14 protein-coding genes and 2 pseudogenes are annotated in these 15432 nt (G+C 70.5%); 9 read left to right on the plus strand and 7 right to left on the minus strand.

Features of this window, described 5'->3' with window-relative positions; translation table 11 throughout:
- Nucleotides 1-13: 13 nt before the first annotated feature.
- Entirely contained in the window at nucleotides 14-757 is a 744-nt protein-coding gene (locus tag AC4D12_RS00215; protein ID WP_490947777.1) for a class I SAM-dependent methyltransferase, read from the minus strand.
- A gap of 57 nt (nucleotides 758-814) precedes the next feature.
- Here AC4D12_RS00215 and AC4D12_RS00220 point away from each other — a divergent pair, with 57 nt between their 5' ends.
- Complete coding sequence (locus AC4D12_RS00220; protein ID WP_490947778.1) at nucleotides 815-1384, plus strand: sugar O-acetyltransferase; 570 nt, start codon at nucleotides 815-817, stop codon at nucleotides 1382-1384.
- Nucleotides 1385-1589: 205 nt separating this feature from the next.
- A complete protein-coding gene (locus AC4D12_RS00225; protein WP_490947779.1) occupies nucleotides 1590-2297 on the plus strand; it encodes a hypothetical protein in 708 nt (235 codons plus the stop codon).
- A gap of 51 nt (nucleotides 2298-2348) precedes the next feature.
- Here AC4D12_RS00225 and AC4D12_RS00230 read toward each other — a convergent pair whose 3' ends face one another.
- The 3 genes from AC4D12_RS00230 to AC4D12_RS00240 all read right to left on the minus strand — a co-directional run bounded on the left by AC4D12_RS00230 (nucleotide 2349) and on the right by AC4D12_RS00240 (nucleotide 7231).
- Entirely contained in the window at nucleotides 2349-3449 is a 1101-nt protein-coding gene (locus tag AC4D12_RS00230; protein WP_490947780.1) for an SDR family oxidoreductase, read from the minus strand.
- Between the two features lie 190 nt (nucleotides 3450-3639).
- Nucleotides 3640-5319, minus strand: coding sequence for a thiamine pyrophosphate-binding protein (locus AC4D12_RS00235; protein WP_490947781.1), 1680 nt, complete (start codon nucleotides 5317-5319; stop codon nucleotides 3640-3642).
- A gap of 604 nt (nucleotides 5320-5923) precedes the next feature.
- A complete protein-coding gene (locus tag AC4D12_RS00240) occupies nucleotides 5924-7231 on the minus strand; it encodes an MFS transporter (protein WP_490948749.1) in 1308 nt (435 codons plus the stop codon).
- 233 nt (nucleotides 7232-7464) lie between these two features.
- Here AC4D12_RS00240 and AC4D12_RS00245 point away from each other — a divergent pair, with 233 nt between their 5' ends.
- From AC4D12_RS00245 to AC4D12_RS00265, 5 genes and pseudogenes are all read left to right on the plus strand, one after another.
- Nucleotides 7465-8313, plus strand: coding sequence for an HpcH/HpaI aldolase/citrate lyase family protein (locus AC4D12_RS00245; protein ID WP_490947782.1), 849 nt, complete (start codon nucleotides 7465-7467; stop codon nucleotides 8311-8313).
- Between the two features lie 136 nt (nucleotides 8314-8449).
- A pseudogene (locus tag AC4D12_RS00250) lies at nucleotides 8450-9001 on the plus strand (DUF4397 domain-containing protein); the annotation flags it as partial.
- Between the two features lie 237 nt (nucleotides 9002-9238).
- A pseudogene (locus AC4D12_RS00255) lies at nucleotides 9239-9652 on the plus strand (class F sortase); the annotation flags it as partial.
- A gap of 24 nt (nucleotides 9653-9676) precedes the next feature.
- The gene (locus AC4D12_RS00260; protein WP_490947783.1) at nucleotides 9677-10294 is read left to right on the plus strand and encodes an RNA polymerase sigma factor; all 618 of its coding nucleotides are present in this window, start codon (nucleotides 9677-9679) and stop codon (nucleotides 10292-10294) included.
- A 257-nt stretch (nucleotides 10295-10551) separates the two neighbouring features.
- Nucleotides 10552-11031: an anti-sigma factor gene (locus tag AC4D12_RS00265; protein WP_490947784.1), complete on the plus strand. Its 480-nt coding sequence runs from the start codon at nucleotides 10552-10554 to the stop codon at nucleotides 11029-11031.
- Nucleotides 11032-11043: 12 nt separating this feature from the next.
- Here AC4D12_RS00265 and AC4D12_RS00270 read toward each other — a convergent pair whose 3' ends face one another.
- Nucleotides 11044-11274 carry a zinc ribbon domain-containing protein gene (locus tag AC4D12_RS00270; protein ID WP_490947785.1) on the minus strand — a complete coding sequence of 77 codons (231 nt, stop codon included), beginning with the start codon at nucleotides 11272-11274 and terminating at the stop codon, nucleotides 11044-11046.
- A 56-nt stretch (nucleotides 11275-11330) separates the two neighbouring features.
- A complete protein-coding gene (locus tag AC4D12_RS00275) occupies nucleotides 11331-11963 on the minus strand; it encodes a hypothetical protein (protein WP_490947786.1) in 633 nt (210 codons plus the stop codon).
- 170 nt (nucleotides 11964-12133) lie between these two features.
- On the opposite strand from AC4D12_RS00275, the gene AC4D12_RS00280 reads away from it, so the two are divergent.
- Together AC4D12_RS00280 and AC4D12_RS00285 are read left to right on the plus strand one after the other, a co-directional pair.
- A complete protein-coding gene (locus tag AC4D12_RS00280) occupies nucleotides 12134-12907 on the plus strand; it encodes an ABC transporter ATP-binding protein (RefSeq protein WP_490947787.1) in 774 nt (257 codons plus the stop codon).
- On the plus strand, nucleotides 12904-14292 hold the full coding sequence (locus AC4D12_RS00285) for an FtsX-like permease family protein (RefSeq protein WP_490947788.1): 1389 nt from the start codon (nucleotides 12904-12906) through the stop codon (nucleotides 14290-14292). The genes AC4D12_RS00280 and AC4D12_RS00285 overlap by 4 nt, the downstream gene beginning before the upstream one ends.
- A 34-nt stretch (nucleotides 14293-14326) precedes the next feature.
- On the opposite strand, the gene AC4D12_RS00290 is transcribed toward AC4D12_RS00285, so the two are convergent.
- Nucleotides 14327-15409: a fatty acid desaturase family protein gene (locus AC4D12_RS00290; protein WP_490947789.1), complete on the minus strand. Its 1083-nt coding sequence runs from the start codon at nucleotides 15407-15409 to the stop codon at nucleotides 14327-14329.
- Nucleotides 15410-15432: the final 23 nt, after the last annotated feature.

The raw sequence follows: 15432 nt of genomic DNA on the forward strand, positions 1-15432 counted from the left end.
CGCCACCGGCCGCTCAGCTCCGGCGCCGGGCCAGCAGGCTGTAGGAGTTGGGAAGCTGCCCGCTCCACGCCGCCGCGTGAGTGCCGGCCGGCTTCCAGAACGGGTCCGGGTGCTCCGTGAGGTGAAGGAGCTCGAAACCCGCGCCGAGAAAGGCCATCACCACCTCGGCGAGTGTGCGCTGGTGTTCCACGGCGCCACGCGCGGGGAAGGAGTTGTTGACGTGGCTGCGCTCGAAGTACCCGCGGTGGGGGCGGAGTTCTGCCTGCCCCTCGTCCCAGGTCCACAGCGGCGTCAGGGGGTGCGCCTCGTAGACGAACACGTGGCCGCCTGATCGCAGGATCCGGTGCATCTCCACGAGGAACGCCCCGAGGTCCTCGGGCCAGATCAGCGCCCCTTTGCCCGTGTACACGAGGTCCGCGGAGCTATCAGCCAGACCGCTGTCCGGCAGCGTCGCGGTGACGTAGCGGCAGGGGGCACCGAGCTCGTCGGCGCGGCGCTGGGCGGCCGAAGCCGCCGTCGGGCTGTAGTCGACGCCCGTGACGCTGCGCGCTCCGAGGCGAACCAGCGCGAGGTCGTCGATGCCGTGGCCGCTCATCGGGTGGACGACGTCGGCGCCCGGTACGAGCTCGCGCAGCAGGGTCTCCTCGACGGGCAGGAGCCGGGCCGTGCGGGCTTCGGCGAGCAGCTCGTCGTACTCCCGGACGTGCTTCTGGGACGCCGTCTCCCATGCTCGCTGGGTGTCGCTGTTGCTGGTCATCGCCCCACCCTGTCAGGGTTGACCGATACCGCCAACGTTCCGCAGGAGAGGATCGCCATGACCCTCGAGGATCTGCTGGACGAGTTGAGGGCCGGCAGGACCATCCCGGGAGGCTCTCCGCTGCACGCGGTCATGCACGAGACCAGTCAGGAAGCCCTGCGCATCACCGGCGAGTTGAACAGCGGGTGGAGGGAGCCGGCCGAGGTGCGTCGGCTCCTGTCCCGGCTGATCGGTGCGCCGGTGGACGAGTCCGTGACCGTCTTCCCGCCGTTCCACACCGATTTCGGCAGGAACATCACGATCGGGCGCCGGGTGTTCATCAACGCAGGGTGCATGTTCCAGGACCAGGGCGGCATCACGATCGGGGACGACTGCCTCATCGGACACAACGCGGTCCTCGCGACCCTCAACCACGACCTCGCCCCGAGCCGCCGTACGGATCTCATCCCGGCGCCGATCGTGCTCGGTCCGAACGTCTGGATCGGCGCGAACGCCACGATCCTGCCCGGGGTGACGGTCGGGCGGAACGCCGTGGTCGCGACGGCGTCCGTGGTGACCCGGGATGTTCCCGACGATGCGGTCGTCGTGGGATCTCCGGCGAAGGTGGTCCGGTACGCGACCTACTGACGCGACGACGCCGTCGCGCTGATCCACGTGCACAGGAGCCGTGCCCGCGCGGCTTTGTTCGCCCGTCCCTCGTTCGCCGTCCCACCGCCTGCCCGCCGCCCGTCCCGCCCGCGCCCCGCCGCCCGTCCCTCGCCAGGAGCGGGCCCGAGGGCTAGCATCGCGGTACACCGCACCGACCGGACGCGGCTCGAGGGAGGGGGGTCCCATGAGGAAGCTCGTCATGGTGTGCGCGCTGGGCGCTGTACTGGTGGTCTCGGCCTGCGGGCAGGGGCCCGCGGAACGCCAGCCTGTGGTCGGCGAGACCGCCGGGAGCACTCCCGGGAGGTGGCAGATCGGCGTCGGTGGCGTTCAGGATGGCGATCCGGCGCAGTGCATCGAGGATCCGTCGGTCGCTGAGGCCTGGCAATCTGCGTCCTACCCGTCGTCGAGCATGGGGCTCGCTCTCGTGGCCGATGCGAGCGGGACCGACGCCGAACGCATAGCCCAGTGCCTCCGCGCGGCTCTCCCGACGAACGAGGTGACGGTCACGAGGGTCGCGCAGACGCAGACGATCCCGGAGGGCCCTCCCGTCATCGGTGCAGAACCTGTGGGCCCGGATCCCTCCGCGGTGCCCCTCCCGGACCACGCTCCCGACGCCCCTTCACCCTGCACCTCGGCCGCGCAGCCCCCGCTGATCACGCACGAAGGGGGAGTCGTCGCAGCGACAGCGTGCTCCGGATCCGAGGGTGAACCGCTGACCCAGGAGGAGATGCAGAACGCACAGCCGATGCCGATGCCGGTGCAGCCCGGTCCGGCCGGACCGGCCGCAGAGCCAGGGCAGGGTGCCGACCCCGGCCGCGCTGTCCCGGCCGAACCCCTCCCGGCCCACTCCGGTGCGGTCATACCGGCGGCGCCTTCCACCGATTCGAGGTAGTGCGCTCACCTGTTCGGCGTCGCCCCGGCGTTGTCGCACACCCGCGACGCGTCAGGTCAGCGGCGGGATGACACGGTCGGCAGCGAGCGTGTCGAACAGGTCGAGGAAGCGGTCCTCCGTGTCGAGGCAGTCGCCGAAGCCGTGCTGGCGCGCCTTGATGGTCGAGGTGACGTTGTCGAAGTCCGAGCGGAAGAGGAAGTCGCCGAATGACCACCCGGCGAGGTCGGCGAACGGCGTCGGGACCAGCCCGTGCTCCTCCACCATGCCCGCCCAGAGCCGCTCGTGGTGCGGCATGGCCTCGGCGAGGTCCACCGGCTGAGGCTCGGCGTAGTCCATGCCGAAGTGGCGCGCGAACACGGGCCAGAGGTGTCGCCAGCGGATCTGGTCGCCGTTGGTGATGTTGTAGACCTCGCCGGCCGCCCTGGGTTCGGCGCCGGCCCAGACCGTGGCCCTCGCCAGGAGGGAGGCGTCCGTCACCTGGTACAGGGCGTCGTAGGCGGCGTGCGTACCGGGGAAGCGCAGGGGCTGACCGAGTTCGCGGCAGATGCTCGCGTACACGGCAATGACCATGAGGATGTTCATCGGGTTGCCGGTCGCGTACCCCACCACGCCCTCCGGACGCAGCATCGTGGCGTCGAAGCCGTGCTTCGCCGCGGCTGCCCGGAGGATGTCCTCCTGGTCGTAGTAGAAGTTCGGCTGCACGAGGCGCGGGTCGCGTTCCTTGGCGGGCGTGTTGAAGTAGCCGAGGTGCGCGCCGTAGGCCTTGCCGCCTTGGTACAGCGTGACGTGGCGCAGCGGTGCGCCGGCGGCCTCCAGGCCCTGCAGAGCATTGGTCAGCAGCGCGGAGTTCACCTCGATCTGCTCCGCCGTGGTGGGCCGCTCGATGTACGCGCCGAACACGAGATGCGTGGTGTCGCTCGCGGCCTCGAGTCCCCGCTCGGTCGCCTCCGTATCCAGGAGGTCGACGGCGAGGTGCTCCCAGCGCGCTCCGTCGACGGGCCGGCGGCTGAGCCCTCGGACGGGCACGCCGAGGCGGGTGTACTCGTCGGCGACGTGCCTCCCGATGACACCCCCCGCGCCGGCCACGAGCACGGAACGGTCGTCGGCCGCCCCCGGGGGTACGGCTGCGGTCGGGTTCGTCGTGGCGGTCACGGTGGCTCCTCGGAGGATGGTCTCGGCACCCTGGCCAGCCGCGGGATCCGACGGTGTCGGTGCGCGCGGCCCGGGTGGTTCCTGCTTCGACCCTAGTCCGCTGCGGCCACACCGTCGTCGCCCGGGGACCGCTCGAGAGGAGACGCCGGAAGCGCTTGACGCGGGCCGCTACCTCCGGCCCCAGCAGCCGCTACGTCCGAGCGCCCGTCGCGACCGCGACGATCTCCTGCATGTAGGGAGCCACGATCTGCTGGGAGATGCGGCAGTCGAGCAGGAGCACGCCGTCGTCGTCGGACCCGAGCCACTCCTCGACGCCGGCGAGATCATCCAGACCGGCGATCACGGCGGAGTGCGCGCCGAGCGCGGATGCGAGGCCCGCGAAGTTCACCTCGTCGATCATCATGGGCCCGGAGTCGATGCCGCGGACCGCGTACTGGTGGATCTCGGCGCCGTACGCGGCGTCGTTGAACACCACGATCACGGCGCGGCGGGCGGTCCTGATCACGCTGTCGAGGTCCGAGAGCGCCATGAGCCCGCCGCCGTCGCCCGTGCAGAGCACCAGCGTGGAGTCCGGCAGTGCGCGGGCCGCCCCGACCGCACTTGGGAATCCGAGGCCGATCGTCTGGTACGCCGTCCCCACCATGATCAGGCGGTTCGGCGCGGACACGCGGAGATAGGCGGGAGCCCAGCCGATGAAGTGGCCGCCGTCCTGGACGATCGCCCGGTCCGCGGGGAGCATGCGGTCGAGCGCGCGGCAGAGGCTCCGCGGGTCGAGGCGACCGTCGGGCGCGGTGGCGTCGCCGTCGGGCCGTGCGTCGTGTGCGCCGCGGGTGTCGACGGCGTCGCGCCAGCGGTTCGCGGCGCGGTGGGGCACGACGGCGAGGAGGGCCTCCGCGGCGAGCCGCGCGTCGCTGCGGACGTACCGGGTGACCAGGGGCGATGTCGGGCCGGGCGCGACGCCGACCTGGACGACCTCCGCGTCCGCGGAGAAGCAGTGACCGAAGCGGGTGGTGAACTGGTTGAGCGCGGCACCGAGGACCAGCACTGCGTCGGCCTGCTCGATCAGCTCGGCTGTCCGCTCCGAGGCCCAGCCGCCGGCGATCCCGAGGGCGCCGCCGTGCTCCGCGAAGAAGCCCGCGCCGAGGCCGGAGGTGGCGGTGAGTGCGCCGAGGCGGTCGGCGAGCTGGGCGGCGACATCCCGGGCGCCGCTGATCCACGCGCCCCTGCCCGCGAGGACCAGCGGACGCTCGGCCTGGGCGAGGAGGGCCGCGATCTGCGCGATGTCGGTGAGGGCGGGCTCCACCCGGGCGGGGACGGCCCGGGGCCCCATCGCCTCGTCGACGGCGGCATCGGCGCCCGCGAGGTCGTAGGGTATGGCCAGCACCACGGGTTCGCGGTGCAGCAGGGCGTGCGCGACGGCGGCGAGCGTGACCGCGGTGGGCCGTTCGGCGTCGACCGTGAACGTGGTGGCGCCGAGGCCCTTGGCGATGCCCGCCTGGTCCACGTCCCAGGGACGCACGCCGGTGGTGGGGGCGTCGCCGACCACGAGCACCAGCGGGATCTCCGCCTGCACGGCCTCGGCGAGCGGCGTCAGGGCGTTGGTGAAACCGGCGCCGTACGTGGTGGTCGCGACTGCGATGCGGCCGCTCGCGCGGTGATACGCGTCGGCTGCGGCGACCGCGCCGGCCTCGTGGCGGACGGCCGTGAAGTGCAGGACGGGCGAGCCCATGACGGCGTCGAGGAAATGGGCGTTGCCGTTGCCCATCACACCGAACACCTCGGTGGCGACGGCTTCGAGGGCGGTGGCGATGCGCGCGGAGACGGTGGACGCTGTGGGAGTGGTGCGGGTGGTCGGCATGGAGGTCCTCATGGAGCGGACGTCCTCCGGGCGCGGGCATCGCTGCACACGGTCACCCGGACGACGACAGTGGGTGGGTTCCGTATGTGCCTCGGGCCCCTGGCCCTTATTGCCTCTTTTGCAGGCACGGCGCCTCGAGCGCCCGACGTCGACACTCTAGCGGCTCCCGCGCGGCCGATGTTGCCGTCGTCGCCGTCGTCCTGCCGGGGTGGCCGCGGGTGCGGGGCAGGTGGTGGGTCGGCCGACGGCCAGGGCGGGCCGCTTCTTCAGAAGGGGGGCCACTTCCTCCCATTCCATCGGCGCGTGACGAGGGAATACGGACTTCCTCCCACTGGTCGGGTCCATCACCTGGGAGGAAGCCGCCTGCCCGACGTTTGCACCCTGCCGCCAGGCCGCCGTCGGGCATACCCGCCCGAGCGGACCATCCCACGGTGCCTGCGTGCAGTGCGGGCATGTCCGCATATGCCCACGCAGCGCCGTCTTGAGGTGGGACGTTCCGCTCCCGGGAATCGGTCAGGCCCCTCACCCGGTGTGGAGGAGGGGCCCGACGACGACCGCCAGCGGCGGCGGGTCCGCCGGCGTCGGCGCTGACGAGCGGCGCCAACGCCTGCTTGCGTCAGCGGCTGGTGGCCTCGACGTGGTCGTCCGCCTCCAGCGGGGCACCCTTGGTCTCCTTGACCAGCGTCACGCCGATGAAGGAGATGACGCAGAGCACCATGATGTAGAAGCTGATGGAGATGGACTGCTGGGTCTCCCGCAGCAGGGCCTCCGCGATGAGGGGAGCGAAGGCGCCACCGAGGATCGCGCCGAGCGCATAGCCGATCCCGATCCCGGAGTAGCGGACGTTGGCGGGGAACATCTCCGCGTACATGGCGGACATGGGGCCGTAGGACAACCCGAGCCCGATGGTCAGCACGAAGATGGCGATGCCGTAGGCCCAGATGTTGCGGGTGTCGATCAGCAGGAACAGCGGGATCATCCACAGGAAGATGAGCCCGTAGCCGATCTGGAAGGTGCGGACGCGGCCGATGCGGTCGGAGAGGATGCCCCCGTACAGGGTGAAGATGAGCCAGCCGAACGCGGCCAGCAGCGTGGCGAGCAGCACGGGTGCCGCGGGCATGCCGAGGGTGCGCTGCGCGTAGGAGGAGAGGAAGGCGATGACGAGGTAGCCGGCCGCGTTGTTGCCGATGAAGATCACGGCGGCGAGGACCACCTGCTTCTTGTTCGTCCTCAGCAGGCTGCGCAGGGGCGTCGCCGTCTCGCGCCTCCGCTCGATCATGCGCTTGAAGACGGGGCTCTCCGCGACGGCGGACCGGATGAAGTACCCCACGACGATCAGCACGACCGACAGCAGGAACGGGATGCGCCAGCCCCAGGCCAGGAAGGCCTCGGGGGACAGGGAGGTCCGGAGCAGGTACAGCACGAGGGTCGCCAGGATCATCCCGACGGGAACGCCGATCTGGGGGTAGGCGCCCCAGAACCCGCGCTTGTTCACGGGTGCGTGCTCGACGGCCATGAGGGCTGCCCCGCCCCACTCGCCACCGGCGGAGAACCCCTGCAGGATGCGCAGCAGCATCAGGAGGACGGGCGCCCAGATGCCAATCTGCGCGTAGGTGGGCAGGAGACCGATCAGAGCGGTTGCGGAGCCCATCAGCACGAGGGTGAAGACGAGCATGGCCTTCCGGCCGATCTTGTCACCCAGCCTGCCGGCGACCACGGCGCCGAGCGGCCGGAAGAAGAAGCTGATGCCGATCGTGGCCCAGGCCACGAGCTGCGCCAGCCCGGTGCTCTCCTCCTCGAGGGGTCCGAAGTAGAGGGTCGCGAAGACGATGCCCGCAGCCTGGGCGAAGATGAAGAAGTCGTACCACTCGATGGTTGTGCCGACCATGGTGCCTGCGAGCACCTTCCGGTCGGCGGCGCTCATACGCTCAGGGGCTCGCGAGTTCGTCTCGGACGCCTGACGGTCTGGTGCCATGGCCATGAAAAACCTCATTGTCTTTCGGGGTGCGGTGCCGCGGACGGCGGACCGCGGGACGGATCGTATACGAATGCTAGGCCCGGGTCCGCACACGGTCAAGGTCTTTTGGTCGTAGTGTTCGCGGCTCGGCAGGCCGCCTCGGTGGCTATTGACGGCGCGCGCTCAGTACTGTTTGGAGTATGGCCACCTCCCTCAGAAACAGCCGCGCTGCCGCGCTTCCCGCCAAGCTCTCCCGATCCTGGCTGCTGGCCTCCGCTGCTTCCGAGCACACGTTCATCCCGGCCCTGACGTCCGAGGCCGATTCCGTGGTCTTCGACATGGAGGACGCCGTACCGGCGGCGAACAAGCTGGAAGCGCGCGAGCGCGTGGTCGAAGCCCTGTCCACGGGCATGACCGCGTGGGTGCGTGTGAACGGCATCGAGACGGAGTACTGGGCCGACGACCTCGCGGCTCTCTCGGGAACGCCCGGTCTGCGCGGTGTCATGCTCGCCATGACCGAGAAGCCGGAGCAGGTGACCCACACGGCCATGCGGCTGCAGGCGGGCACGCCGGTGCTCGCCCTGATCGAATCCGCCCTCGGCATCGAGAACGCGACGGCGATCGCCAGCGCCCCGGGCACGTTCCGCCTCGCGTTCGGCGTCGGTGATTTCCGCCGCGACACCGGGGCGTCGGACGATCCGATGGCGCTCGCCTATGCGCGCTCCAAGCTCGTGGTGGCGTCCCGCGTGGGGCAGCTGCCCGGCCCGATCGACGGGCCGACCGTCGGAGCCCTCGGCAACGACCTTCTCGAAGCCTGCAAGGTCACGGCGTCCATGGGGATGACCGGCAAGCTGTGCCTCCTGCCGGACGCCACGGACACCATCAACCAGGGCCTGTCCCCGAGCGAGTCCGAGATCAACTGGGCCGCGGAGTTGCTGCGGGAGCACGCGGCCGGGGCGGTCGTCGGCGACGGCTCGTACCTGCCGCGCCTCGCACGAGCACAGAAGATCTCCTCACTGGCCGATTCGTACGGCCTCTGGAACGCCTGATCGGGCGCCGGGGGAGACCCCGGGGAAAAAAGTGCGGCTTCCGTGCATCCGAAGCGGGGCCGACGCCGGTAGTACAGGGTGCCAGCCAGTCGAGCCCCCACCGGGGCCCCGCCAAGGAGTAGCCACGCACAGAAGCCTGTATGCCGCCGGAGCAGTCGCCGTCGTCGGAGCCGCGTCCCTCGCCGCCCCGGCGAGTGCAGCCGAAGCACCCGCACCCGCCGCGTTGTCCGTGTTGCACGCCGTGCCTGATCTCACCGTGGACGTGTACGTCAATGGGGCCCTCACCCTCGACGACTTCACCCCCGGAACCCTCGCCGGTCCGCTCGAACCGCCGGCCGGCGACTACCAGCTCGCGGTGACGGCGGCCGACGCCGCGGACGCGAGCGCCCCGCTCATCGGGCCGGTGGACGTCACCCTGGCGGCCGGTGGCAACTACACCGCGACGGCGAACCTCGACGCCGAGGGCGCCCCCACCGCCAACTTCTACACCAATGACATCTCGGCCGTCCCTGCAGGCGAGGCACGGGTCACGGTGCGCCACACCGCAGCGGCTCCCGCCGTCGACGTTCTCGCGGGCGGCTCGCTGATCGTCCAGACCTTGAGCGACCCCAATGAGGCCTCCCTCACCACGGCTGCCGGCACGGTCTCCGCCGCCGTCGCGGCCGCGGGAGACCGCTCCGCCGTCGTCGTCCTCGCCGCCCTGCTCCTGACGGGATGCGCCCAGGGCGGGAACGGTGCCGGGGATCCGGCGCCCACCGCCGAGGTGTCGGTACAGGCGCAGCCCGGGGTCTCCGCGCCTCCGGTGAGGAACTCCGTCACGGATCCGCTGACCGCCCCGGTGACTCCGCAGGCCGCCCCTCTCGTCAGACCGGCGGATGCGGCACTCCAGCCGCCCGATCCGCGGCCCGTCTCCCTTTCCGTCGAGGGCACCGACATCGACGTCGCCGTAGTGGAGGTCGGGATCGAGGAGAACGACGCCATGGAGATCCCGGACAGCTTCTACGAGGCCGGGTGGTACCGCTTCGGGCCGGCACCCGGAGCCGACGCCGGGAACGCCGTGATCGCCGCGCACGTGGACAGCCTCACGGAGGTCATGCCGTTCGCGCAGCTCAAGGACGTGGATGCCGGGAGCATCGTGACGGTCGGTCTCGAGGGCGGGCGTTCGTTGAGCAACCGCGTCACGGACGTGAGCAACGTCCCGAAGGCCACGCTGAACGGCTCCGAGATCTTCGACCGCGACGGCGCTCACGAGCTGAAGGTCATCACCTGCGGCGGGGACTGGCTGCCGGAGGAGGGCGACTATGAAGATGATGTGGTCCTCACAGCCCTGCCACTCTGAACCGTGCCGGATGAGAAAACCGGGATGAACGGTGTCTCCGCGGCGCGGCTCCGGGAAGCCGCGCGCAAGGAGGGCTGGGTGGATTCTTCCGGTTCCGCGTGGACCGAGGAGCTCGATCGCAGCTTCGCAACGGGTGACGAGACCACCCTGGCCGAGGCGTACGGGCGTGTCTCGCCGCTGGTGTTCTCCATCGCGCTCCGCTCGCTCGACGACCGCGCTGCCGCAGCGGACGTCACCCAGGACGTGTTCGTCAGGGCCTGGCGTTTCCGCGGGAGCTACAACCCGGCAGCGGGTTCGGCGCCGGCCTGGATCCTCGGGATCAGCCGCAACGCGGTGGTCGATGTCCTCGCGGCGCGGTCACGGCAGCAGCAGCTCGTGGCCCGCGCAGTGGCCCTGCCCGATACGCGGATCGAACGGAGCTCCACCGTGGACTCCATCGCGGACCGTGTGGTGATGCGCGCCGAGCTGGATCTCCTCGGGGAGCCCCAGGGATCGATCCTCAGGCTCGCCTTCTACGAAGACTTCACACATCAACAGATCGCCGAACGTCTCGCCCTCCCGCTGGGAACGGTCAAGAGCCACATTCGCAGGAGTCTGGTCCAGCTACGCACGCGATTGGGGGAGTGGAATGCGGCATCTTGACCCGAAGACGGCCGCCCTCGCCGCGATCGGCGAGACCGTGGACCCGCGATCGGCAGAGCATCTCTCCTCCTGCATCCAGTGCTCGGTGGAGGTCGAGGACCTGCGCGACGTCGTGCTCATCGCGCGACGGCGGCCAAGGGCCCCTCGAGCAGCCCGGCCCCGCCGTCTGGGAGGCCATCTCCCGGGAACTCGGTCTCACCGATCCGTCGAGCACGGCCGACGGCCAGGGCGCCCCGGGGGTGCGCGATGGTGCGACGGTGATTCCCCTCCGCGCGGCGCAATCACGACGTGGGGGCCGGCGCTTCTCGGGCCGCTGGCTCGCAGCGGCGGCTGCGATCGGCATCATCGCGGGCGGTGCCTCGCTGTGGGGTCTCGAGGCGTTCAGGAGCGACGACGGCGCCGTCCTCGCCCGCACCGACCTCGCAGCACTCCCCGGCTACTCGGGCGGTGGCGCGGTGACGGTCACGCAGCATAGCGACGGCGCGAGGGTCCTCGACGTCTCTGTCGAGGGGCAGCAGCCGGCGGGGTACCGCGAGGTCTGGCTGATCGCCCCCGACCTGACCCGCATGTACACCGTGGGCGTGATGGACGGCGACGAGGGCACCTTCACCGTGCCGGCGGACATCGATCTCGCCCAGTTCCCGATCGTGGACGTCTCGGACGAGCCGTACGACGGCGACCCCACGCACTCCACCGTGAGCCTGGTTCGTGGGACGGTCGATCCGACGGACGGCTGACCCGCGTGGGGCTCAGCCGGCGAGGGCGCGCTGTTCCGAGCCGCTGAGCCGGGTGGTCCCGCCGCAGTTCGTGCAAGCCTGCAGGCGTGTCTTCTTGAGGGTGATGAGCGGGATGAAGAACACGGAGAGCTTCGTCTTGCGGACGATCGCCTGCTGCGGCGCGAAGACGCCGCAGTACCGGCAGGTGGCGGAGCGTGTGAAGTGGAGATGCTCACGCGTGGACAGACCGAAGAGGAAGAACATCCCTCCACGGTAGCCATCGCCGCCGATTCCGGGGCCGGATCGGCAAGGTCGCCGCCCTACTTGCGCTCCGGCTCGACCATCCTATCCGTCCTTGCGAGGAAGCGTCCCTTGCGGCGGAAGTCGAGGACCGCCCACACCGAGATCGCGATGAAGCTGGTCACGAGTACCGCAGAGATCCAGTGAACATCATCGAGGAGGGAAGCGAGCGAATACAGCCAGAAGGGCAGCAGGAGAAGCTGGGTCGCCGACCCTTTGCGGAGCTGCACCGCAGCTCCGCGCGCGATCCGAAGGTGATCAGGGTTCAGTGGCGCTCTACCGGAGATGTGCTTGAGCACGAGTGCGCGCTCGTCCTTCTCGAGGGCGAAGAGCACGCCCATATTCGTGTTTCGTCCGAGGTTCGCCCGTGGCGCGAGGCGTTTCGAGTTGTACAGCAGGCCGCAGATGCCTCCGCCCAGCGCGATCAGGAAGATGACGAGTTGGACGGCGAAGCCCCACTCGATCGGTCCGGGGAGGAGCGCCGCGATTCCAAGCACGAGGCCGACCACCAGCAATGCCCCTGCCGGGAAGTACCGCGTGTAGTAGAGCCGTAAGGCCTCTCCCATGCCGTTGTCGGCAACGCCGTGCGCGTACCGCTCCGCCCGCGCCCAGCGCACGCGCTTCTTCTCCTGGAGATCGTCGAGCCCCGCCATTGCCGTTCCCCCGGTTCGTCGCGTCGGTCGTCGTCCGTTGCACTGCTCCTCATCCTGCCACCGCCCGCACACGGGATGAGTGCGCCGTCCCCCCGCGGTATGAGCCCCGGCGGCGGACGGTCCCACCCTCGCCCGACGCGCTCGAGGCGACGCGTCGGAAGCATGGAGGTATGACATCCACACCAGCCACCCACCATGCCCGGCCGCAGCCGCAGCCGCAGCCGCTGCCGCCCGACGCCGCCCGCCCGGTGGTGCTCAGCGCTCGCGGCCTCACGAAGACCTACGACACCACCCGCGCCCTCGCCGGGCTCAGTCTCGACGTCCGTGGAGGAGAGTCCCTGGCGATCATGGGTCCGTCCGGTGGCGGCAAGACGACCCTGCTCCACTGCCTCGCGGGCATCATCACCCCGGACTCGGGTCAGGTGTTCCTGCAGCTGGGCGGAGGTTCCGCGGACATCGCCCGCATGCCGGATCGGGACCGGTCCGCCCTCCGCCGTGCCTCCTTCGGCTTCGTGTTCCAGCAGGGCCTGCTCATCCCGGAACTCACCGCGCTCGAGAACGTGGCGGTGTCCCTGATGCTGCTCGGTGTGGACCGCGCGAGCGCCGAGCACTCGGCGGCCCAGTGGCTCGCCGCGCTCGGTCTCGGTGGCCTCGAGGGCCGGAGGCTCGGCCAGCTCTCCGGCGGCCAGGCGCAGAGGGTGGCCATCGCGCGCGCCCAGGTGTCCGGTGCGAGCGTGATCTTCGCGGACGAACCCACCGGCGCGCTCGATTCCAGCACGTCCGCCGAGGTCATGGACGTCCTCCTCGACTCGACCGTCGGAACCGGGAAGACCCTCGTGGTGGTCACGCACGACGACGACGTGGCCCGCCGCTGCCGGCGCACCGTCCGGCTGCGCGACGGGCTCATTGTCGACGATGCGTGGAATGCGGAGGTTGCCGCGTGAGCGCCCCGACGCTGTCCGTCACGGACGACCGGGTGCCGTTCTCACGCGTTCCCGTGACCGTCGCGCTGCGTCTCGCCTGGCTCCTGGCGAGGCCCTCGGCCGGGGGAGCCTCCGCGGCGGCGCTGCCCGTCACGGCGTTCGCGCTCGTCACGGCGCTGCTCCTCACGGTCGTCGCAGGCGCGCTGTCCTTCCTGCAGTGGCAGGACGAGACGGCGCAGCTCTACCAGGCGCTGGCCGCGATCGCGACGGCGCTCCTCGTGGTGCCCCTCCTGACCCTCGGCGGGTCCGCGGCGCGGCTGTCGGCCCGACGCCGCGACGAGCGGCTCGCCACCCTGCGGCTCCTGGGCGCGCCGTCGTCGACCGTCGCGGTGATGACCGTCGCCGAGTCCGCGCTCCTGGCGGCCGTCGGTGCACTCGCCGGTGTGATCGGGCATCTTGCGCTCCTGCCCTTCGTGCGCATGATCCCGTTCCGGGGTGAGCCGCTCGGCAGTGCCCTGTGGATGGGCCCCGGTCCGATCGCCCTGGTGACCCTGGGAGTGGTGCTCCTGGCCGCGTTCAGTGCGATGCTCGGGCTCCGGAAGATCGTGATCTCCCCGCTCGGGGTGCGGACCCGCCAGCAGGCGCCGCGGCTGCACTGGCTGCGCGCGGTCGTCGCCGTGGTGGTCATCGCCGTCGTCGCGATGGTCATGGGGAATCTGAGTGGCGTCGCCGACCTCGCGACGATCGTGGTGATCCTCGGCGTCGGCTTCGCGTGCGCCCTGGGTGTCCTCAACCTCATCGGCCCATGGCTCATCTCAGTGGTGGCCCGGCGTCAGGTCCGTTCGGCGAGGACCACGGAGCGGCTGCTGGCCGCACGCCAGATCCTCGATTCACCGAAGGCGGCCTGGAGCCAGGTCAGCGGCGTGGCCATGACCTGCTTCGTCGCGGTGTTCGGCGGCACGGGTGCGGCGCTCATGAAGGCGGCGGGGCCCGCGGAGGGCGCAGAGCGGTTCCTGCCCGACGACGTCCGCACAGGAGTGCTGATCACCATCGTGGCGTCGTTCCTGATGGTGGCCTGCTCCGCGGGGATCAACCAGTCCTCACTCCTGCTGGACCGCCGGGCCCTCTACGTCAGCCTCGACCGGCTCGGCATGCCGATGGCCACCATGGACGCCGCCCGTATCAGGGCCGTCATGGCCCCACTCGTCCTGGTGTCCGTGGGCAGCGCGGTGGCTGCGGTGATCGTGATCCTGCCGCTCGCGGGCATGGCACTGATCTTCGCGCCGCTGTCGGTGGGGATCGTCCTCGGGTGCCTCGTCGCTGGCATACTCCTGGTGTACGCCGGCCTCCGCGCCACGCGGCCCGTCCTCAGGCACATCCTCGCGAACCCGGTGGCCGCACTCTAAGAGGTCACAGCGCCGGGTCCTCGACGGTCGAGGCTCAGGTGCGGCGGTAGCGGTTGACCATGGGGCAGTCGAACGGGTCACGCGCCGCGAGGCCCACGCGGTTCAGGTAGGAGACCACGGCGCCGTAGGACGCCGCGACGCCGACCTCGGTGTAGGGCACGCGCAGGCGCTCGCAGTGCTCCTTCACGATCACGGCTGCGCGGCGCAGGTGCGGGCGGGGCATGTCGGGGAAGAGGTGGTGCTCGATCTGGAAGTTCAGTCCGCCGAAGGCGTTGTTCACGAAGGAGCCACCGCGGATGTTGCGCGAGGTGAGGACCTGCTTCTGGAAGAAGTCGAGCGTACTGTCCTTGGGTACAACGGGCATGCCCTTGTGGTTCGGGGCGAAGCTGGCGCCCATGTACACGCCGAACACGGCGAGCTGCACACCGAGGAACGCGAACGCCATGCCGACGGGCAGGAACCAGAACAGGATGCCGAGGTACGCGCCGAAGCGGGCGCCGAGGAGGGCGAGTTCCACCCAGCGGCCTTTGATGGTGCGGCGGGCGAAGAGGGTGCTGATGGAGCGGGCGTGGAGGTTGATTCCCTCCATGGTGAGCAGCGGGAAGAACAGGTAGCCCTGGCGGCGGGTGATCCAGGCGTGGAAGCCCTTGGCCTTCGCGGCGTCCTCCTCGAGGAAGGAGATGGTGTCCACCTCGATGTCCGGGTCCTTGCCCACGGTGTTCGGGTCGTTGTGGTGGCGGGTGTGCTTGTCCATCCACCACGCGTAGCTGATGCCCACGACGCCGGCGGCGAGGATGCGTCCGGACCAGTCGTTCGCGCCGCGTGTCGTGAAGATCTGGCGGTGCGAGGCCTCGTGCGCGAGGAAGGCGACCTGCGTGAGGACCACGCCGAGCGCGGCGGCGATGAGCAGCTGGAACCAGGTGTCACCGAGGAGGGCGAAGCCCGTCCATGCGGCGCCCATCGCGAGCGTGAGGAGGGCGAACACCGAGACGTAGAACCGGCGTCGGCGGGTGAGGAGGCCTTCCTTGCGCACCTGCTTCAGCAGCACGGAGTAGGAGGCGACGACGTCGTTCGGCCGCGAGATGCGGACGGTGCGGGGGGCAGCGGTGACACTCATGGTTGTCCCTGGGGTAGCGAGAA

It is taken from the genome of Arthrobacter sp. TJ-266 (assembly GCF_058269115.1).